Source organism: Pseudomonas sp. SW-3 (assembly GCF_016615645.1).
Classification (GTDB): domain Bacteria; phylum Pseudomonadota; class Gammaproteobacteria; order Pseudomonadales; family Pseudomonadaceae; genus Aquipseudomonas; species Aquipseudomonas mandelii.
In genome coordinates this window covers 3703615-3724444 of sequence record NZ_CP067098.1, presented here as the reverse complement: position 1 = coordinate 3724444, position 20830 = coordinate 3703615, and the positions used below count along the sequence as shown (strand labels likewise).

The 20830-nt window shown below is 61.9% G+C and carries 18 protein-coding genes and 1 pseudogene; 10 read left to right on the top strand and 9 right to left on the bottom strand.

The window, feature by feature from the left end:
- Nucleotides 1-84: 84 nt before the first annotated feature.
- Entirely contained in the window at nt 85-972 is an 888-nt protein-coding gene (locus JIO00_RS16545) for a Dyp-type peroxidase (protein ID WP_077749693.1), read from the top strand.
- A 15-nt stretch (nt 973-987) separates the two neighbouring features.
- Entirely contained in the window at nt 988-1956 is a 969-nt protein-coding gene (locus tag JIO00_RS16540) for a Gfo/Idh/MocA family protein (protein ID WP_102593979.1), read from the top strand.
- 30 nt (nt 1957-1986) lie between these two features.
- Here JIO00_RS16540 and JIO00_RS16535 read toward each other — a convergent pair whose 3' ends face one another.
- Both JIO00_RS16535 and JIO00_RS16530 read right to left on the bottom strand, forming a co-directional pair.
- Entirely contained in the window at nt 1987-2724 is a 738-nt protein-coding gene (locus JIO00_RS16535) for a TorF family putative porin (protein WP_077749691.1), read from the bottom strand.
- A 109-nt stretch (nt 2725-2833) separates the two neighbouring features.
- Nucleotides 2834-4576 carry an amidohydrolase gene (locus JIO00_RS16530; protein ID WP_200666331.1) on the bottom strand — a complete coding sequence of 581 codons (1743 nt, stop codon included), beginning with the start codon at nt 4574-4576 and terminating at the stop codon, nt 2834-2836.
- Nucleotides 4577-4679: 103 nt separating this feature from the next.
- Here JIO00_RS16530 and JIO00_RS16525 point away from each other — a divergent pair.
- From JIO00_RS16525 to JIO00_RS16490, 8 genes and pseudogenes are all read left to right on the top strand, one after another.
- Nucleotides 4680-5593: pseudogene (locus JIO00_RS16525) on the top strand (LysR substrate-binding domain-containing protein).
- A 38-nt stretch (nt 5594-5631) separates the two neighbouring features.
- Nucleotides 5632-6249: a transcriptional repressor LexA gene (lexA, locus tag JIO00_RS16520; RefSeq protein ID WP_042932007.1), complete on the top strand. Its 618-nt coding sequence runs from the start codon at nt 5632-5634 to the stop codon at nt 6247-6249.
- The gene (gene imuA, locus JIO00_RS16515; protein ID WP_010461005.1) at nt 6249-6866 is read left to right on the top strand and encodes a translesion DNA synthesis-associated protein ImuA; all 618 of its coding nucleotides are present in this window, start codon (nt 6249-6251) and stop codon (nt 6864-6866) included. The genes lexA and imuA overlap by 1 nt, the downstream gene beginning before the upstream one ends.
- A gap of 7 nt (nt 6867-6873) precedes the next feature.
- Entirely contained in the window at nt 6874-8289 is a 1416-nt protein-coding gene (locus tag JIO00_RS16510; RefSeq protein WP_200666329.1) for a Y-family DNA polymerase, read from the top strand.
- Nucleotides 8265-11363, top strand: coding sequence for an error-prone DNA polymerase (locus JIO00_RS16505; protein WP_200666327.1), 3099 nt, complete (start codon nt 8265-8267; stop codon nt 11361-11363). The genes JIO00_RS16510 and JIO00_RS16505 overlap by 25 nt, the downstream gene beginning before the upstream one ends.
- A gap of 214 nt (nt 11364-11577) precedes the next feature.
- Nucleotides 11578-12252: a CsgG/HfaB family protein gene (locus JIO00_RS16500; protein ID WP_169857804.1), complete on the top strand. Its 675-nt coding sequence runs from the start codon at nt 11578-11580 to the stop codon at nt 12250-12252.
- A 60-nt stretch (nt 12253-12312) separates the two neighbouring features.
- Complete coding sequence (locus JIO00_RS16495; protein ID WP_370655164.1) at nt 12313-12654, top strand: DUF4810 domain-containing protein; 342 nt, start codon at nt 12313-12315, stop codon at nt 12652-12654.
- Nucleotides 12651-13310, top strand: a complete 660-nt coding sequence (locus tag JIO00_RS16490) for a DUF799 domain-containing protein (protein ID WP_010460994.1) — start codon at nt 12651-12653, stop codon at nt 13308-13310. Before JIO00_RS16495 ends, JIO00_RS16490 begins: the two co-directional genes overlap by 4 nt.
- 51 nt (nt 13311-13361) lie before the next feature.
- On the opposite strand, the gene JIO00_RS16485 is transcribed toward JIO00_RS16490, so the two are convergent.
- From JIO00_RS16485 to JIO00_RS16455, 7 genes are all read right to left on the bottom strand, one after another.
- Nucleotides 13362-14024, bottom strand: a complete 663-nt coding sequence (locus JIO00_RS16485; RefSeq protein ID WP_010460992.1) for a flavin reductase family protein — start codon at nt 14022-14024, stop codon at nt 13362-13364.
- A gap of 12 nt (nt 14025-14036) precedes the next feature.
- Nucleotides 14037-15524: an amidohydrolase family protein gene (locus JIO00_RS16480; protein WP_200666325.1), complete on the bottom strand. Its 1488-nt coding sequence runs from the start codon at nt 15522-15524 to the stop codon at nt 14037-14039.
- A complete protein-coding gene (locus tag JIO00_RS16475) occupies nt 15521-16717 on the bottom strand; it encodes an amidohydrolase family protein (RefSeq protein WP_200666323.1) in 1197 nt (398 codons plus the stop codon). Before JIO00_RS16475 ends, JIO00_RS16480 begins: the two co-directional genes overlap by 4 nt.
- Nucleotides 16718-16850: 133 nt before the next feature.
- On the bottom strand, nt 16851-17912 hold the full coding sequence (locus JIO00_RS16470) for an extracellular solute-binding protein (RefSeq protein ID WP_010460986.1): 1062 nt from the start codon (nt 17910-17912) through the stop codon (nt 16851-16853).
- Nucleotides 17913-17929: 17 nt separating this feature from the next.
- Entirely contained in the window at nt 17930-18718 is a 789-nt protein-coding gene (locus JIO00_RS16465; protein WP_010460984.1) for an ABC transporter permease, read from the bottom strand.
- The gene (locus JIO00_RS16460) at nt 18715-19632 is read right to left on the bottom strand and encodes an ABC transporter permease (RefSeq protein ID WP_200666321.1); all 918 of its coding nucleotides are present in this window, start codon (nt 19630-19632) and stop codon (nt 18715-18717) included. The genes JIO00_RS16465 and JIO00_RS16460 overlap by 4 nt, the downstream gene beginning before the upstream one ends.
- Before the next feature lies 1 nt (nt 19633).
- Complete coding sequence (locus JIO00_RS16455) at nt 19634-20719, bottom strand: ABC transporter ATP-binding protein (protein WP_010460980.1); 1086 nt, start codon at nt 20717-20719, stop codon at nt 19634-19636.
- Between the last annotated feature and the right edge of the window lie 111 nt (nt 20720-20830).

Here is a 20830-nt window from a genome sequence, read left to right as displayed (position 1 = left end):
ATTTCGCCGTGTGGGGAAGGATGCCAAAGCCACACAAACCCTCGTGCTCCGGTTAAACTCCGTGCTCTTTTTCAAGGAGTTCATATGAGTTACTACCAGCCGGGCATTCTCGCCACCCCCGTTCCGCCTCAAGCCCGCCATATGTTCTTCGCCCTCGAATCCGCCGAAGCATTGCCGGCCGCGCTCGACAACTTGATGCAACTGGTGGACGGAAAATCGGCGGTGGTCGGCTTCGGTGAATCCCTGGTCAAGGCGCTGCATGCACAGATCGATGGCCTGCGACCGTTTCCGGCGCTGACCGGCGTTGGCGTCGACAACCCGTCGACCCAACACGCGCTCTGGTGCTGGCTACACGGCGTCGACCGCGGTGAACTGCTCAATCGCAGCAACGCCATCGAAGCCGCGCTGGCACCGGCCCTGCGCCTGGTGCAGATGAACGAAACCTTCCGCCACATGACCGGCCACGACCTGACCGGCTACGAAGACGGCACCGAGAACCCGCACGACGAAGCCGCCGTGGCCGCCGCGTTGTTGGGCGAGGGCGCGGAAGGACTGGTCGGTGGCAGCTTCGCCGCGATCCAGCAGTGGCAGCATGATCTGAAAGGCTTCCACGCGATGCCGTCCCAGGAAAAAGACAACATCATGGGCCGTCGCTTGAGCGATAACGAAGAACTCGATGACGCGCCGATTTCCGCCCACGTCAAACGCACCGCCCAGGAAAGCTTCGCCCCTGAGGCGTTCGTGGTCCGTCGCTCGATGCCGTGGATCGAAGGGGACCGCGCCGGCCTGATGTTTCTGGCGTTCGGTTTTTCCCTCGACGCCTTCGAAGCCCAACTGCGGCGCATGAGCGGACTGGAAGACGGCATTACCGACGGTTTGTATCGCATCAGCCGCCCGATCACCGGCGGCTACTACTGGTGCCCGCCGCTCAAGGACGGCCATCTGGACCTGCGCGCGTTGCGCATCGGCTAAGGATAAGGAGAGAACATGGACGTAGTGCGCTGGGGCATGATCGGTTGTGGCAGTGTCGCTGAACGCAAGAGCGGGCCGGCCTTTTACAAGGCTCCCGGTTCGGCACTGGTGGCGGTGATGGGGCGGCGGCTGGACGCGGTGACCGACTACGCCGCACGTCACGGCATCGCCCGGGTTTACACCGATGCGCAAGCGCTGATCAATGATCCTGAGGTGGACGCGGTGTACATCGCCACGCCACCCGACAGTCACCACGCCTATAGCTTGCAGGTCGCCGCAGCCGGCAAACATTGCTGCGTCGAAAAACCGATGTCGCTGAATGCCGGGCAAAGCCGCGAGATGCAAAAGGTCTTTGCCGACGTCGGACTGCACCTGTTCGTTTCCTATTACCGACGTTCGCTGCCACGCTTTCAACAAGTGCGGCAGTGGCTGGAGGAGGGGCGGATCGGCGAGGTGCGGCATCTGTCCTGGACGCTGACCAAGGCGCCTTCACCGAACGATTTGGGTGGCGCCGACAATTGGCGCACCGACCCGCTGATTGCCGGCGGCGGCTACTTCGCCGACCTGGCCAGTCATGGCTTTGATCTGTTTCAGTATTTGCTCGGGGATATCGTCGAAGTCGCCGGTTTTACCGCGCGGCAGGCCGGTTTGTATGCCGCCGAAGACGCCGTCAGCGCCAGTTGGCGGTTTGCTTCGGGTGCCCTGGGCATGGGCTGCTGGAATTTCGTCGCCGACCGCCGCGAAGATCAGGTAGAACTGATCGGCAGCCAGGGCCGGATCAGTTTTTCGGTGTTCGATGAGCACCCGGTGCGACTTGAGGCGGATGAAAATCTCAGCCTGCACATCGACCATCACGAGCACATCCAGTGGCATCACGTGCTGGGCATGAACGCGCACATCCGTGGCGAAGCGCAGCATCCGGCGATGGCCGAACACGCGCTGAAAACCGACTGGGTGATGGACCAGATCCTCAAGCGCACCTGAAATTTAAGCTTCAACGCAATCCTGTGGGGGTCAGAAGGATTTGCTCAGGCTTGCTACTACGGTCGCGGTGCAGACATCTCCATAACCCCAATTACTGACGCACTGGCTTTTCGACAGGTCAGTATCGATGTAACTCAAACCCAGCATTACACCGGCCAGTTCGTGGGACAGTTTGACCTCCCATTCGCGGTACGAGTCTTCGGCCTGGCCTGACATCGAGTAAAGGTGCGGGTCCTTGAAATCCATGTTGCCGTATCGCAGTTTCAGACCGGTGTCGTAAGGCAACTCGGTTTCGTAGCCCACGTAGCTGTACAGCGAGCTCTGCTTGCTGTCGATGCCTGGCGCATCCGCGGAATAATAGGCCGCCAGCTTCACGCCATAAGCGCTGAGGATTGCGTAGGTCTCACCCTGGTTAAACTGACTCTCCCTGGGGTAAGCGTATTTGAGATAGCCAAGGTCCAGGCTGACCGTATCGGTCGCTTGCCAGAGCCAACCGGCGTAGTAATCGACTTCCTGCCGGGTCTTCAGACCGCCGCCGAAATCGACGTTTGAACTCCATGCGCCGAGGTACAGCCCGCTGCTGTGGGCCAAGGTCAAACCGGCCTGCACCGCAGGATCATTCTGGGTTTGCGAAATGCCACGGGTGCGGTAGTCGCTGGCCAGGGTCAGGTCGACCAGTAGGGCGAAATCGTCATTCAAGGGCAGCGCCTGACTGCTCAAGGGAAGAAGGCCCAAGGAACCGAGGGCGAACAGGGTGAAAGCTTTCATGAGGTGCGTCCCGTTATTGTGATTGTTATGGGCAGATTTTTTACGGCAAGGCTGCGCCGAACCCCGGCGACAAACGCGGGGGGCGGGCAGTGGTTTCAGATGATTTTTCTTACAGCGTCGGTGCGTAGACTTCGCGACCGGCGAACCAGGTTTGCAGCACCTGGGTGTCATGCAGGGCTTTGTTGTCGACGCTGAACACGTCGCGGTCCAGCACGATGAAGTCGGCTTGCTTGCCGGGGCTCAACGAACCGATCTGCTTCTCCAGGCCGATGGTGCGCGCAGCGTTCAGGGTGTAGGCATACAACATCGTTTCGCGATCGATGCGCTCATCGGCGTTCAGCACGCCCAGCGGGCCTTCTCGGGAGATGGCCTGGGCCATGGCGTTCCATGGGTTGGGAGAAGACACCGCCCAGTCACTGGCGCCGGCGATGGTCGCGCCCTGTTTGAGCAAGGAGTGCGCCGGGTATTGGTAACGGAAAGCGAGCGCACTGACATACGGCTTGATCATGTCCAGGGTGTACTCGTCGGCGCTGGCCCACAGCAGTTGCATCGAGGCGATGACGTTGAGCGGTTTGAACCGCGCGAACTCTTTCGGGTTGACCATTTGCAGGTGGGTGATCGAGTGGGTCACGCCGCTCTGGCGGTCCTTGCGCGCCTGGGCGATGCCGTTCAGCGATTCACGCACTGCGCGGTCGCCGATGGCATGGATGTGCACCAGCCAGCCGCGCTGATCGATGGCACTGACCAATTCGCCAAAGTGCTTCGGATCGATCAGCAGTTCACCCTGTTTGTGCGAGTTGCTGTACGGATCGATCATCGCCGCGCTCTGCGCCGGGTATTCGATCACGCCGTCGGCGAAGATCTTGACCCCGGGCAAGGTCAGGTTCGGGATGCCCTGGAATTGCTGGCGGACCTTGTCCAGGGTGTCGAGATCGGCCGGCACGCTTTTCGGATTGGCCACCAGCAGTGCGGCGACGTGGGCGCTCATGCCGCCGCTTTCGGCCAGCGCTTTGTACACCGGCAGCACGCCGACGGTGTTCTCCGTGGGTTTGAGCGCGAACACGGGTTCGCCGGGTGCGGCGTTGGCGGCGGGGTCCATCCACGCGGTGATGCCCAGGCTGTTGTTGTAGCGCACGGCGGATTGCGCGGCTTTCAACATGTCGGCGGGGCTCGGCACCGGCATCTTCGAGGCGACGCGATCCCAGCCGGCGTCCACCAGAAAACCGTTGGGGCTGCCATCGGCGAGTTTGCCGATCGTGTCTTTCTCGGCGTCCGGCAATGACTTGAGCAGCGCCGCATCAATCCCGGCGCGTTCGAGCATCACGTTGTTGGCCCACGCGGTGTGGTGATCGCTGCCGGTGAACACCACGGGCACCTTGGCCCACTCGCCAACGTTGAATTTCTGGCCAAAAGCTTCGGCCTGGGCCCAATAAGCCGAACTCATGCCGGCCACGCCCAGCACATCGCCATGCCTGGCCTTGCCGTCATTGCGCCAGGCTTTCAGGCGTTTTTCCAGTTCGTCGAGGTCGACCACCTCGTCTTCCATATTGGCCGAGGTCATTTCCAGACCGCCGAATATGGCGTGGGAATGACTGTCGATCAGGCCGGGCATCAGGGCTTTTCCGCCGAGGTCGACGACTTTGGTGCCCGACGCGATCAGAGCCTTGATCTGCGCATCGCTGCCCACTTGCAGCACTTTGCCGTCCTGCACCGCCAACGCCTGCACCTTCGGTTGCGCGCGGTCGGCGGTGAAAATCTTGCCATTGAACAGCACCAGATCGGCCGCTGCCATGGCTTCCATCGAGGCAAAACTGACGGCGGCCATCAATAGATTCGGGATGAATCTTTTCATTGAATGTTTCCTTGTTATTGCGTCTGATGGCCAGATTAGTGGCTTGTCACGGCCAGCAGAACGCCTCGCTCACGAAAAACGTTTTTGCCTGAATGGAAAAAGAATGGACAAGTTGGGTGCATTGAAAATGTTCGTGGTCACGGCGCAACTCGGCAGTTTCAGCCGCGCCGCCGAGCAACTGGGCAAGACCCCGTCGGCCTTGACCAAAGCGGTCAATCACCTCGAAGCGGAGCTCGGCGCCCGCTTGTTCGAACGCAGCACCCGACGGATTTTGCTGACCGAATCGGGTCGTCTTTATCTGGAAACCGCACGCCAGGTGTTGCAGCGGCTGGAGGAGGCCGGCGAGGAAATCGAGCAGTTGCAGCATGGCCTGCGCGGCAACCTGAAAATCACCGCGCCGCTGGCGTATGGGCAGGCTTTTCTCGATCAGGTGTGCGGCGGCTTTCTGGAGCAATACCCGCAGATCAACCTGCAAGTGGACCTGTGCGATGAGTTCGTCAACCTGTTGGAAAGCGGCTACGACCTGGCGTTGCGCGAGGGGCATGACGATTTGCCGGGGTTGATTGCTCGCGTCGTCGGCAGCAATCGGCTGGCGTTATGCGCCAGCCCTGAATATCTGGCGCGCAAGGGGTTGCCGGTCACGCCGGACACCCTCGATGACCACGAATGGCTGCTCTACCGTCATCCGCTGCTCAGCCGCGAATTCTGGTGGGCCGAGCGCGACGGGCAACGATTGAGCCTGGCGCAACCGCAATCACCACGATTGCGCAGTGACAACTACGACCTGCTGCTGGCCAACGCACTGGCCGGACGCGGTTTGCTGCACACGCCGTTGTGGAGTGCCGCGGCGTACATCGCCGATGGGCGGCTGGTGCGGGTAATGGCCGATTACGACATCGATCCCGACAGTTTTGGCTCCTACATCCTGGCGGTGTACCCCATCGGCGGGCAACCGCCAAAGTGCTGGCCTTCATCGATTACATCGCAGGGTTTCTGGCGTCGCGTGGCTTGAGCTGACTGGCGGTCCTTGCCAGGAAAATGCCGAAAGAGTACAAATGTACTCCATGACGACTTTAACTCCCCGCCGTACCGCCATCCTGACCTTTATCCGTGATCGAATCGCGGAGCACGGTCAATCCCCAAGCCTCGCTGAAATCAGCGAGGCATTTGGTTTCGCCTCTCGCAGCGTGGCGCGCAAGCATGTGCTGGCGCTGACCGAGGCCGGTTTTATCGAGGTCAACCCGCATCAGGCCCGGGGCATTCGTTTGCTCGGGCAACCGGCGCGGCCCGAATTGCTGGACATCCCGGTACTCGGGCGGGTCGCGGCGGGTGCGCCGATCGGTGCCGATGCCGAAGTGCACAGCCGCTTGCTGCTCGACCCGTCGATCTTCTCGCGAGTGCCGGACTACATGCTGCGGGTCCAGGGCGACTCGATGATCGAGGACGGTATTCTCGACGGCGACCTGGTGGGCGTACACCGCAATCCCGAAGCGCTCAACGGCCAGATCGTCGTGGCGCGGCTCGACGGCGAAGTCACCATCAAGCGTTTCGAGCGGGTCGGCGATGTTGTCCGGTTGTTGCCACGCAACCCGGCCTATAAGCCGATCATCGTCGAGGCCAATCAGGACCTGGCCATCGAAGGCGTGTTCTGCGGTCTGGTGAGGCAAGGGTGATGGGCGCCGTCGTTGCGTTGGATACGCTGTTCAATGGCGGCCAGGTCTGGAAGGGCCGGCCTGCGCCACCATCTGTCAGCCCGCAACCGACCGGGCATGCCGCGCTGGACGCGGCGTTGCCCACCGGCGGCTGGCCGGAGGCGGCGCTGACCGAAATCCTCCTGGCCGGGCAGGGCGTTGGCGAGTTGCAACTGGTGTGGCCGGCCCTGGCGCGGCTGTCGGCGGCGGGCGAGCGCATTGTGCTGGTGGCGCCGCCTTACGTGCCGTATCCCCAGGCCTGGCAGAACGCCGGGGTCGATCTGCGCCAGTTGTCGATCATCCAGGCCAGCGAGCGCGATGCGCTGTGGGCAGCGGAACAATGCCTGCGTTCGGGCAGTTGCGGCGCGGTGCTGTGCTGGCCGCACAAGGCCGATGACCGGGCGCTGCGACGCTTGCAGGTGGCGGCCGAAACCGGCTCGACCCTGGCGTTCGCCTATCGCTCGATCAACGAAGCCATCAACCCTTCGCCTGCGGCGCTGCGCATCGCCATCGATGCCCGGCCTGCACAGTTGCGTGTGCTCAAGTGTCGGGGCGGGCTGGCGCGTTCGGCGCCGATTGCCTTTCCCGTGGGGCATTGAGGTTGCCATGCGCTGGGTGTGCATTCTCTTCCCGCAATTGGCGCTGGACGCGGTACTGCGTCAGCGCCCCGATCCTGATGAACCGTTGGCGCTGCTGACGGGCCCGGCACAGCGCCGGGTGTTGCAAGCGGTCAACGCTCCGGCGCGGGCGCTGGGTTTGCGCCCGGGGCAGTCGATGACCGCCGCCCAGGCCTTGAGCAAAGGTTTTGTCACGGCCGAATACGATGTCGCCGAGATCGAGCACTGGCAACAGTTCCTGGCGGCGTGGGCCTATCGGTTCAGCTCTCAGGTTAGCGTGCATTACCCGCGTGCCGTGGTGTTTGAAATCGAATCCAGCCTGGGGTTGTTCGGGCCGTGGCCGCAGTTCGAGGCGCGGTTGCGTGCCGAGCTCGGCGAACTGGGCTTTCGGCATCGGATCGTCGCCGCGCCCAACCCGGTGGCTGCGCGGGTGTTGGCCAATATGTATGACGGCCTGGTGGTGCCGGACGATCAAGCCTTGCGCTATCACCTGGGGCAATTGCCGGTTGACCGGATCGCCCTGGAACCGGCGGTGGCCACGGCGTTGTCGCGCATGGGGTTGCGCACCTTGAGCCAGGTTCAGGCGTTGCCGCGCAACAGCCTGGCGCGACGTTTCGAGGCCAAAGTGCTCAAGCACCTGGATGCGCTGTTCGGCGAGCGGCGGCTGGCGCTGGCGTTCTACCTGCCGCCGGACCGGTTTGATGTGCGCATCGAGCTCAACTTCGATGTGCAATCCCATCAGGCGTTGTTGTTTCCATTGCGTCGCTTGACCGGCGATCTGTCGGCCTTCCTTTGTGGCCGGGACAGTGGCGTGCAGCGTTTCGACCTGCACCTGGAACACGCCGGCTTGCCGGACACGCTGATCAAGGTCGGCCTGCTCAGCGCCGAGCGCGATCCGGCGATGCTCTTCGAACTGGCCCGGGGACGGCTGGAACAGGTGCAGGTCGAGGCCCCGGTGCGCGGTTTTCGGCTGCGCGCCGAAGACCTGCCGAGCTTCGTCCCGCAACGTCAGGAACTGTTCGACGACCGTCCGCAGCAGACCTTGCCCTGGGAGCAACTGCGCGAACGCTTGCGTGCACGGCTCGGGGATGACGCGGTGCATGGCTTGCGTTTCCAGGCCGATCACCGGCCAGAGTGCGCGTGGCAGGCGCGGGCCGACAAACAACTGTGTGCGGGATTGGCGGGCGTGCAGCGTCCGGGCTGGTTGCTGACGGAGCCGCAGGCCGTACACGAAGGCTCGACACGGATCCTCATGGGGCCGGAGCGCATCGAGTCCGGCTGGTGGGACGGCGACGACGTGCGCCGCGATTACTACCTGATCGAAACCCGTTCCGGCCAGCAGGGCTGGGCCTACCGTGCGGTGGGTGAGGGTGGCCCGCTGTGGCTGCAAGGCTGGTTCGCATGAGCGTCGAGTATGCGGAGCTGCACTGCCTGTCGAACTTCAGTTTCCAGCGCGGTGCTTCCAGTGCCCTGGAATTGTTTCAGCGGGCGAAAAAACACGGCTATCAAGCGCTGGCGATCACCGATGAATGCACCCTGGCCGGTATCGTCCGCGCCTGGCAAGCGGCCAAATCCGTGGAGCTGCCGCTGATTATCGGCAGTGAAGTGCGCATCGAGAACGGTCCGAAGCTGGTGCTGCTGGTGGAAAACCTTGAGGGTTACCAGACCCTGTGTCGGTTGATCACCCGGGCGCGGCGCCGCACGGAGAAAGGCCAGTATCAAGTGCTGCGTGAGGACTTCAGTGAACCGATGCCGGGGTTGCTGGCGCTGTGGGTGCCGGACACGGTCGATGATTTTGCCAGCGGTCATTGGCTCAAACAGACGTTCACCGATGGCCTGTGGCTGGCGGTGCAGTTGCATCGCGGGCAGGACGACACCCGGCGACTGGACGCGCTGTTGACCCTGGCTCGGGAACTGCGGATTCCTGCGGTGGCCAGCGGCGATGTGCACATGCACACCCGTGGACGGCGCGCCTTGCAGGACACCATGACCGCGATCCGTCATCACCTGCCGGTGGCCGAGGCCGGGTTGCGGCTGCATCCGAACGGCGAGCGGCATGTACGCAGCCTCGATGCCCTGCAATCGATCTACCCGCAAGCACTGCTCGATGAAACGCTGACCATTGCCCGGCGTTGCACCTTCGACCTCGGCCAGTTGCGTTACCAGTATCCCCGCGAGCTGGTGCCGCAAGGCCAGACGGCCACGTCCTGGCTGCGGCATCTGACCGAAGAAGGGATCGCGTGGCGCTGGCCGGACGGTCCGCAAGCCAAGGTGCTGGTGCAGATCGACAAGGAGCTGGAGCTGATCGCCGAGCTGGGCTATGAAAGCTACTTCCTCACGGTGCACGACATTGTGCGGTTTGCCCGTGAACAAAAAATCCTCTGTCAGGGCCGGGGTTCTGCCGCGAACTCGGCGGTGTGTTTTGCCTTGGGCATCACGGAAATCGACCCGGACCGCACCACGCTGTTGTTCGAACGCTTTCTCTCCAAAGAGCGCAATGAACCACCGGACATCGACGTCGATTTCGAACACGAGCGCCGCGAGGAGGTCTTGCAGTACGTGTTCCAGCGTTATGGCCGGACCCGCGCCGCGCTCACGGCAGTGGTCAGCACCTATCACGCGGCCGGCGCGGTGCGCGATGTGGCCAAGGCCCTGGGTTTGCCACCGGATCAGATCAACGCCCTGGCCGATTGCTGCGGCCACTGGAGCGATGCAACGCCGCCCGTGGAGCGCCTGCTTGAAGGCGGTTTCGACCCCGAGAGCCCGGTGCTGCGCCGGGTGCTGAGTTTGACTCAGCAACTGATCGGTTTCCCCCGGCATCTGTCCCAACACCCCGGCGGTTTCGTGATTTCCGAGCAGCCACTGGACAGCCTGGTGCCGGTGGAAAACGCTGCCATGGCCGAGCGCACCATCATTCAGTGGGACAAGGACGATCTCGATGCGGTGGGGCTGCTCAAGGTGGATATTCTGGCCTTGGGCATGCTCAGTGCGATCCGCCGCTGTTTTGATCTGCTGCGCCGTCATCGCCATCTGGACTTGAGCCTGGCGACGATCCCCGCCGAAGACGTCCAAACCTACGACATGATCGGCCGTGCCGACACCATCGGCGTGTTCCAGATTGAATCCCGGGCACAAATGTCGATGCTGCCGAGGCTCAAGCCCCGGACCTTCTATGACCTGGTGATCGAGGTGGCAATCGTCCGTCCGGGGCCGATCCAGGGCGGGATGGTGCATCCGTACCTGCGACGGCGAAACAAGGAGGAACCCGAGGTTTACCCGTCCCCGGCGCTGGAAGTCGTGCTCAAACGCACCTTGGGCGTGCCGCTGTTTCAGGAACAGGTGATGCAGATTGCGATTGTTGCCGCCGACTACAGCCCCGGCGAGGCTGATCAGTTGCGTCGATCCATGGCCGCCTGGAAACGCCATGGCGGACTGGAACCGCACAAGGATCGGCTGGCCGCCGGGATGAAGAAAAACGGCTATACGGCCGAGTTCGCCGCGCAGATCTTCGAACAGATCAAAGGCTTCGGCAGTTATGGTTTTCCAGAGTCCCACGCCGCCAGTTTCGCCTTGTTGACCTACGCCAGTTGCTGGTTGAAATGCCATGAACCGGCGGCCTTCGCCTGTGCGCTGATCAATAGTTGGCCCATGGGTTTCTACAGCCCGGACCAGATTCTGCAGGACGCGCGCCGGCATCATTTGCAGATTCGCCCGGTGGACGTGCGCGCCAGTGACTGGGATTGCAGCCTCGAACCGATCACCGGCGCGCAGCCGGCGATTCGCATGGGGCTGCGGATGATCAAGGGCTTTCGCGAGGACAATGCCCGGCGCATCGAAGCGGCGAGGGCAAAGGGTGTATTTGTCGACATCGCCGACCTGGGCGAGCGCGCGCGACTCGACGCCCGTGCCCAGGAGCAACTGGCCGATGCCGGTGCGTTGCGGGGGCTGGCCGGCGATCGTCATCGGGCGCGCTGGGAAGTGGCGGGGGTGCAGAAGCAACTCGGTTTGTTTGCCGGCCTGCCGAGTCAGGAAGAACCTGCGATCTATCTGCCCAAACCCACAGTGGGCGAGGACCTGCTGGCCGACTACAACAGTGTCGGCACCACCTTGGGTCCGCATCCATTGGCGTTGTTGCGTGGTGAGTTGAAAGCCCGACGTTGCCGCAGTTCGAAAGAGCTGATGGAGGTCGAGCACGGGAGACCGGTCAGCGTCGCCGGGCTGGTCACCGGCCGGCAACGGCCGGGCACGGCCAGTGGCGTGACCTTCGTCACCCTCGAAGACGAATTCGGCAACATCAACGTCATCGTCTGGCGCGACCTGGCTGATCGGCAGCGAAAAGTGCTGGTCGGCTCGCAGTTGCTCAAGGTCGATGGCCGCTGGGAAAAGGAAGGCGGGGTGCGCCACCTGATTGCCGGACGCTTGAGCGACCTGAGCCCCTTGCTGGATGGCATCAGCGTGCGCAGCCGCGATTTCCACTGATCCCAACCACTGATCGCGACAGCCAATGCATTGGCGCCAATAAAAAATTAAACACTGTTATCAGTGATGGCACTTTGGCATAATGCCGGCCGCCGACGTCCCGCACGTCGATTATCGATTTGATTCCCCCTCGCTTTTTCGCCGCTGCAACCCGCAGCGGTTGGCTATTGCCGTGCCGGGATAAACCGTTTTTCAGAAGGAATGCACAGTGAGAATGATCTCTCGGATGTTGGTATCGGCGGCAGCGATTGCCCTTTTGGGCAGCATGGCCGGTTGCGCCACGGAAAGCTCGCGCGCCTTGCCAGTCGCAAAAGTCGAAAGCGCCAGCGTGCCGTATGCCGGTGTTCGTGTACCCATGGCGGTCGGCAAGTTCGACAACCGTTCAAGCTACATGCGCGGGATCTTCTCCGACGGCGTGGATCGCCTCGGCGGTCAGGCCAAGACCATCCTGATCACTCACTTGCAGCAAACCAACCGCTTCAGCGTGCTGGACCGCGACAACATGGGCGAGATCCAGCAGGAAGCCGCGATCAAGGGCCAGTCCCAGCGCCTCAAGGGTGCTGACTTTGTGGTCACCGGTGATGTCACCGAGTTCGGCCGCAAAGAAACCGGCGACCACCAACTGTTCGGCATTCTCGGTCGCGCCAAGACCCAGGTGGCCTACGCCAAGGTCAACCTGAACATCGTCAATATCAGCACCTCCGAAGTGGTTTATTCGACTCAGGGCGCGGGCGAGTACGCCTTGTCCAACCGTGAAGTCATCGGCTTCGGCGGCACCGCTGCCTACGATTCGACCCTCAACGGCAAAGTGCTCGACCTGGCCATGCGCGAGGCGATCAATCGCCTGGTAGACGGGATGAACGCCGGGGCATGGAAACCGGGTAACTGATCAAGGTTGATGACAAGGAGCGGTAAAAACATGTTCAAGACGTATGTGTCGTGGGCGCTGATGGCGTCGACATTGCTGGTCAGCGGCCTGTTGGCCGGTTGCGCCGGCCCGAAAACCCTTTACCAGTGGGAAAGCTACCAGCCGGAAGTTTACGAGTACTTCAAGGGTGAAGCACCCAAGGAAGCCCAGGCCGAAGCGCTGGAACGCGACCTGCAGAAGATCAAGTCCACCGGCAAGACGCCACCGCCTGGCTATCACGCGCACCTCGGTCTGTTGTACCTGAGCATGGGCAAGGACGATCAGATGGTGCAGCAGTTCAGGACTGAGAAAACCCTGTTTCCCGAGTCGACGCCGTACATGGATTTTCTGCTTAAAAACGCCAAGACCGGAGACACCCAATGATCGCGCGTTCATTGAAACTGATGGCCGGGTTGCTGGCGCTGGCTGTGCTCGGTGGCTGCGTCAGCCCCAAGACCGTGGACTATTCGGCGTACAAGCAAGCCCGTCCGAAAACCATTCTGGTGCTGCCGCCGCTGAACAACTCGCCGGACGTCAAGGCGTCCTACAGCATGTTGTCGCAGGTCACGTACCCGTTGGCAGAAGCCGGTTACTACGTGCTGCCGATCACCCTGGTCGATGAGACATTCCGCCAGAATGGCCTGACCACACCGGCGGACATTCACCAGGCCCCGGCCAACAAGCTGCAGGAAATTTTCGGTGCCGATGCGGCGTTGTACATCACCGTGACGGACTACGGTACGCGCTACATGATCATCAGCAGCGAAACCGTGGTGACCGCCACCGCGAAACTGGTAGACCTCAAGAGCGGCACCACCCTGTGGACCGGCTCGGCCCGGGCTTCGAGCGAAGAGGGCGGCAACAACGGTGGCGGCGGCTTGGTTGGCATGCTGATTACGGCAGCGGTCAAGCAAGTGATCAACAGCGCCACCGACGCCGGTCACCCGATTGCCGGTGTGGCCAGTGCGCGCCTGCTGTCGGCCGGTCAACCGGCGGGCTTGCTGTACGGACCGCGTTCGCCGAAATACGGTACTGATTGAACCCAGTGAGATCGTTCCCACGCTGCGTGGGAACGATCAGTTAAGGGACGATCATTTGGTGACAGGCCAAAACCGCTCCCCACCCCCCGGCGCATCCGTCCACGCCTGCAACGACCGCGTCGGTAAATCGAAATAATCCCGGGTCCGCGCATAGCCATGCCCACCCATGCGCCCGATCGCATCCAGCCCCAGCTGATCGATGTACAAGGTTTTCGGGTCGATCAATTCGTCCCGCACATGCGCCATCAACACTTCCCCGAAGATAATTTCCCGCGACTGCCCGATGGACAGCGCCATCATCCGCCGACACTCCAACGCCACCGGCGCCTCGCCGATGCGCGGGCATTTGACCGTGGTGCCGGCAATCGCCGTCAGCCCCGCAGCCGTCAACTCATCGAAGCCGGGCGCGAAGGGCACCGCGCACACATTCATCGCCTCCACCAGCGCATCGCTGACGATGTTGACGGTGAATTCCTGATTGAGCTGGATGTTGCGGGTGGTGTCCTTGGGGCTTTGGTCGCCGTAGTTTTCCACGCCCAGCGCCAGGATCGGCGGGTCGGCGGACAGCGCATTGAAGAAACTGAACGGCGCGGCATTGATCCGGCCTTCGCCATCAATCGTGGTGACCAGCGCAATCGGCCGAGGCACCACGCTGCCGATCAGAATCTTGTATTTGTCCCGCGCACTCAATGTGCTGAAGTCGAAGCTTTGCATAGGCAGATATCTCTAAATAAGGGGATCGATTGCGCTCAACGGCGCGTCTGCGCTGTAGTCATCGGCGAACGGAATGGCCGGTTTGAACAGGGTTTTCCAGTCCGGTCGGCCCATGGCCCGGTCGCTGTGGCTGCGCATCAGTTTTTCGAATTGTTGTTGGGCCTGGCGTTGCAGAGCGGGGTAATCGATGCCCTGAACCTGGCCGTCTTGCATCACGCAGCGGCCGTCGATGTAACTGGCGATGCAGTCGTCACCGCGCCCGGCCAGCACCAGGTTTTTCAGCGGATCGAACAACGGCCCCAGGTGCAGGCCGCGAAGGCTGAACACCGTGATGTCGGCCTTGGCCCCGGTTGCCAGGCGACCGAGATCATCGCGGCCCAAGGCTTTCGCACCGCCGAGGGTGGCGGCGTTGTACATGTCCAGCGTGGAGGTCAACGCATCGCCGCCCTCCACCAAACGGGCGATGTTCAACCCCTGGCGCATGTTTTCCAGCAGATCCGCCGGCCAGGTGTCAGTGCCCAAGGCGAAGTTGATGCCCTTGGCCCGATAGCGCCCAAACGAATTCAGTGCCTCACCATCGCGAGCAAACACCACCGGGCAATGCACCAGGCTTGCGCCGCCATCCACCACCCGTTGCAGATCGTCATCGCCGGAGGTGTAGATGCCGTGGGGCAGCAGGCTGCGCGGGGTCAGCAGGTCCAGTTGCTGCAACCAGTGCAGCGGCGACACACCACGCAGTTGCTCGACCATCGCCACCTCGCCAAGCCCCTGGCAGCAATGCAAACGCATCGGCGCGCTCAATTCGCGACTCAGCGCGGCGGTGCGTTGCAGCAGCGCCGGGGTGCAGGTCTGGATGCGATCCGGCAACAAGGCGCCGCGAATCAAGCCTTGGTGCGCATCTTCGAAATCATGGAAAAACCGAACCGCCGCATCGAGTCCGGCCATTCCCCGGGCTTCATCCCAGTGATGCCCGAGGGTGCCATCGGCCCGCCAATAACTCATGCCGCTCATGTAGCAGGGGCCGAGGTAAGTGCGCAGCCCCAGTTCGGCCGCCACGCCGGCCACCGCTGCAAATTCGTCGTAGGTCTCGGCCCACTCGCGGTAGTACATCGAGGTGATTGGCAGGGCCGTGGTGATGCCGTTGCGGATCAACTGCGTGAAGGCGTAGCGGTATTTGAAGACTTCTTCATCAGGGTCGAAACTCTCGCGCGGACCGGCCGCCAGATAGTCCTCAGACCACATCCGGCCCATGTCGCGTTCATCGCCGTTGTCCAGCGTCAGCACCGTGGAATCCAGATCCCCGAGTGCGTCCAGATCGATGAAACCCGGGCCGATCAACGCATTGCCATAGTCGACCCACTGATCGACCGGCCCGGTAAAACCACGCCCGACAAACACAATGCGCGAACCTTCGAACACCACTTCGCCGTCGCGCCACAGCACATGCTGCGTGCCGTCGAAGCCGACCACGCAACTGGCCTTCAGACCGATGCATTTCACAAGCGGCTTTCCAGCAGCCGACCACCTGAGGCGATCAACTCACCGCCGCGATAAACCTGCCGCACGGGTCGAGAAACCACGGCTTCGCCCAAAGTCTGTACCGGCATCAGCAGGAAGTCCGCCGCTTGGCCGATCTCCAATCCATACCGTTCACAACCCAGCGCCCGGGCACCGTTCACCGTCGCCGCTTCGAACGCTGCGGCCAGTTCATCGTCCTTGTTCAAGTCAAAGCGCAAGGCCAGCAGCATTGCCCGTTCCAGCATGTCGCCGTTGCCCATCGGCGACCACGCATCGCGAATGCCGTCCGAACCCAGGCAGACATTCACGCCTGTTTCACGCAACGCAAGGAAAGGCGGCACCGCGCAATCGGCCGGCGCCGAACTCATCAGCGAAATGCTCAACGCCGCCAAGCGTTCGGCCAGCGGTTTGACCTGATTCCACGGCAACATCCCCAGGCAGTAAGCGTGACTGATCATCACCCGACCTTGCCGCCCGAAGCGCTCGGTGTAATCGGCGATCAACGCGATTTGCCACAGGCCCAGTTCACCTTTGTCATGCAGGTGAATGTCGACGCCACGGTCGAATTCGCTGGCCAGCTTGAACACGAAGTCGAGTTGCGCGACCGGGTCGTTGTCGATACCGCACGGGTCGAGGCCGCCGACGTTTTCCACGCCCAGCGCCATGGCTTCGCGCATCAGTTCGGCGGTGCCGGGGCGGCTGATCAGGCCGGTTTGCGGAAACACCACCAGTTGCAGGTCGATCAGGTCGCGGTAGATGTCGCGCAGTTGTTGCATGGCCTCGACATGGCGCAGGCCGAATTCCGGGTCGATGTCGACGTGGCAACGCATCGTCAGCGAGCCACGGGCGATGCAGTTTTCCAGCAACGCGCCGGCACGATGGGCGATGGGCACGTCAACTTCACGCAGGACGCGGCGCTCGTTGGCGATGTAGTCCTTGAGGGTCGGGCCGGCGCTGTTCGGGCGCCAGGGTTGGCCCCACAGGGTTTTGTCGAGGTGGACGTGACTTTCCACCAGGGCAGGGGTGAGGAGCTGGTATTGGCCGTCAATGTCGGTGGCGGCCAGCGCGGTGTTGGAGGCCGGGCGGCGTTGTTTGAACACGCCGTTTTCCAGCAGCAGGTCTTCGGCTGTGGCGCCGTAGGGGCGCACGTTGCGTAGCCAGCGGGGGTGAGTCATTGCATACACCTCAAATTTGATGGTGGATTGGCCGGCGTCTTCGCGGGCAAGCCTCGTTCCTACAAGGATGCGCATTCCCCTGTAGGAACAAGGCTTGCCCGCCAAGGCCGCGCCTCGGTCTAAAGTCAGGCACTCAGCCCTTGAGCTTCGACCAAACCCGATCCTGCAGCTCCCGCGCCTTGTTGCTGCACTCTTTCTCCGGCCGCAAGCGCGAGGCAAATTCGTCGGGCATGTTGATGGCGTCCATGACTTTCCACTTGGCGTCGAGCAGCTTGTCGCTCTGGATGCCGTTGGCGTAGGCGATGGAATTGGACACGGCGGCGGCGTTTTCCGGTTTCATCATCCAGTCGATGAAAATCTTCGCGTTACCGGGGTGCGGTGCGCTTTTCGGCACGGCGAAGTTGTCCTGGAACATCGCCAGGCCTTCGCGCGGATACACGTATTTGATGGTGCTCTTCTGCAAGGTGGCGCGTGCGGTCGAGCCGTTCCAGTTCTGCATCATGATCACTTCACCGGAGGCCATGCGGTCGACGGTGTTGTCCGAGCTGTACATCTTCAGGAACGGTTTCTGTTTTTGCAGCAGTTCGAGGATGCGCTTGGCGTCCTGCGGGTTTTCGCTGCATTCGTCGACGTTCAGGTAATGGCTGGCGGCGTTGATCACGCTGCTGGAAGTGTCGAGGGCGGCGAGTTGCCCTTGCAGTTCCTTGCGCGGTTCGAAGAACTCTTTCCACGAATCGTCGAGCTTGCCGCCGGGCACGCGCGCGCTGTCATAGGAGAACCCGGTGGTGCCCCACAAATACGGTGCGGAGAACTTGCGGCCGGGGTCGAATACCGGATCGCGGAATGCGGGTTTCACGTATTGAAAGTTGGGCAGGGTGGAGGCGTCGATTTCCAGCAGCAGGTTCTGGTTGATCAAGGTGCGCATGATCGACTGCGACGGCACGATCACGTCATACGCCGCGCCACCGGCCTGCAACTTGGCCAGCAGGGTTTCGTTGCTGTCGTAGCCGTCCATGGTGACCTTGATTCCGGTCTCCTTTTCGAACTTGGCCAGCAGGTCGACCGGGTAATAATCGGTCCAGTTGTAGAAAAACAGTTCCTTGGGTTCGGCGGCGTGCGCGCCGAACGCAGTGAGTGCAGTGAAGCAGCTTAGGGCCAGACCGGCGACAGCGGGACGCATGCTTTTTGTTTTCATTCGAGAACGCTCCAGGCTCATTGTTGTTTACCACGCTGTCCCAGCCAGAAGGCCAGCACCACCAGCACGATGGAAATCAACAGCATCAGGGTCGAGATCGCATTGATCTCCGGTGTTACGCCGGCCTTGATTGCCGAGAAGATGTACACCGGCAAGGTGGTCGAACCCGGGCCGGCGACGAAGAAGGTCATGATGAAATCGTCGAGGCTGACCACGAACGCCAGCACCGAACCGGACAGCACTGCCGGCCACAACAGCGGAAGCGTCACCCGGCGGAACACCTGCCACGGGTTGGCGTACAAGTCGTTCGCCGCCTCCAGCAGGCTCTTGTCCAGATCATTCAGGCGTGCGCGGATCGGCAGGTACGCGAAGGGAATGCAGAAGCCGATGTGCGCGACGATCACCGTCAGCAAACCGAGCTTGATTCCCAGCGCCATGAACAGCAGCAGCGTGGCCACGGCGGTGACGATTTCCGGCAGGATCAGCGGCAGGTTGATCCCGCCCTCGACCATCTTCTGTCCATAGAACGGCCGGTACGTCGCCAATGCCGCGAGCAGCGCAATCGCCGTGGCGCAGACCGTGGCGATGCTGGCGACGATGATCGAATTCAATGCCGCCGTCTGGATCGACGGGTTGGCCAGAATCCGTCCGTACCAGGCGAACGAAAACTCGGTCCACACCGTCGCCGAGCGGTTGGCGTTGAAGCTGTAGGCGATCAGGACGAAGATCGGCACGTACAGATAGGCCAGGATCAGCAGGCTGACTTCGCGGGTCAGTGGCAGTTTTTTCAGGTGCAGGGCGATCATGCGGTGGCTCCCCGACGTAGTGTTTTGGCAGCGCTGCGGCTATAGAGGGCGTAACCCACCAGCGACAGCAGCAGAATCCCCAGCAACAGGAACGACAGCGAACTGCCCAGCGGCCAGTTGCGCGCGGTGCCGAACTGCTGCTGGATCAGGTTGCCGATCATCAGCGTCTTGCCACCGCCAAGAATCGCCGGGGTGATGAAGGCCCCCAGGCTCGGCACAAACACCAGCAGGGCACCGGCAATCACCCCCGGCATCGACAGCGGCAGGATGATCCGCTTCAGCGCATGCCAGCGATTGGCACCGAGGTCGTAGGCGGCTTCCACCAAGCGCCAGTCGAGTTTTTCCAGGGTCGAATAGATCGGCAAAATCATGAACGGCAAGAAGCTGTAGACCAGCCCGACACAGACGGCGAAGTCGTTGTAGAGCAGGGTGATGCCGCCGGCCTGGGGGAACAGCGCGTTGAGGCTTTGCGCGACCCAGCCGTGCTCGCGCAGGATGATCAGCCAGGCGTAGTTGCGGATCAGCAGGTTGGTCCAGAACGGGATGGTAATCAGCAAGACCATGAGGTTGCGCCGATGCGGCGTGAGGCTCGACATCCACAACGCCACCGGAAAGCCGAACAGGAAACACAGCATGGTGGTGCCACCCGCCTGGAACACCGAGCGCAACAACGCCTGGGCGTAGACCCAGTTCAGTTCCAGTTCACCGTCGAATCCTTCCTGGAAAAACAGCTGCACGTAGCTTTGCAATTGCCAGTCGGCCTGCCAGTCGACGCCGCCATACACATTGCGCGGCAACAGGCTGATGTAGCCCATGATCCCCAGCGGAATCGCGATCAGCGCCAGCAAGGTCAGAATTACCGGGCTCAGTAACAGGGCGCGGTTGAGGGCGGGAGAAGTGCTGCTGACGCTCATCTCAGGCCTCCATCAACAGGCAGGCGTGGGGCGGCAGATTGACCGCCACGCGATCACCGACCACCCGGCCACGGTTCAGGCCTTCGTTGTTTTCGCGCAGCATGACCTTGATGTCGTTGTTCAAGCGGCACTGATAAAGCGTCGCGGTGCCGACATACAACACCGCTTCGATTACGCCGCGCAGGTGATGCGGTTGCGCCGGATCGACCAGTTGCGAACGTTCCGGGCGAAAGGCCAATTGCACCTTGGCGCCGTCGAAGCCTTGAGCCGGGCAAGGAATTTCCACCGGCATGCCGCTCGGCACGAAGAGTTTTTCGTTCTGCTGGCCGCGCTTGAGGTGGCCGGGGAGGAAGTTGATGTCGCCGATGAACTGGGCGACGAATTGATGTTGCGGGCGTTCGTAAATGTCGTTGGGCGTGCCGATCTGCAGAATCTTGCCAGCGGACATCACGGCAATGCGATCAGACAGCGTCAGGGCTTCTTCCTGATCGTGCGTCACGAAAATGAAGGTGATGCCGGCTTCCTTCTGTACGCGCTTGAGTTCGACCTGCATTTCCTTGCGCAGCTTGAGGTCCAGCGCCGACAGCGGCTCATCCAGCAACAGTACTTTGGGTTTCGGCGCCAGGGCCCGGGCCAGGGCTACGCGTTGCTGTTGACCGCCCGACAATTCGGCCGGTTTGCGCCTGGCCAGGTGTTGCATTTGCACCAGCGCCAGCATCTCATCGACACGCTGGGCAATTTGCTTGTGATCAAGACCCTGCATCTCGAGGCCGAAGGCGATATTCTGCGCGACACTCATGTGCGGAAACAGCGCGTAGCTCTGAAAGACGGTGTTGACCCGACGCTTGAACGGCGGCAGATCGTTGACCGGTTCGCCCGCCAGACGGATCTCGCCGTCGCTGACATGTTCGAAGCCAGCGATGGTGCGCAGGAGGGTGGTTTTGCCGCAGCCGGAAGGGCCGAGCAGGGTGAAGAATTCGTTGTCGGCAATGTCGACTGATACGTTGTCGAGGGCTGGAGCCAGTCCCGGATCGTCGGAATACCGTTTAGAGACATTACGCACTTCGATAGCTATTGGTTGACCCATAATGGTGCAATCCTCTAATTATTGTATGCAATATCTGGATGCAATCTACAAATAACCGGATTAATCTGCCCGTGCAACCCCCTTTTTCAAAGGCTGCTCATCGCCTGGGGC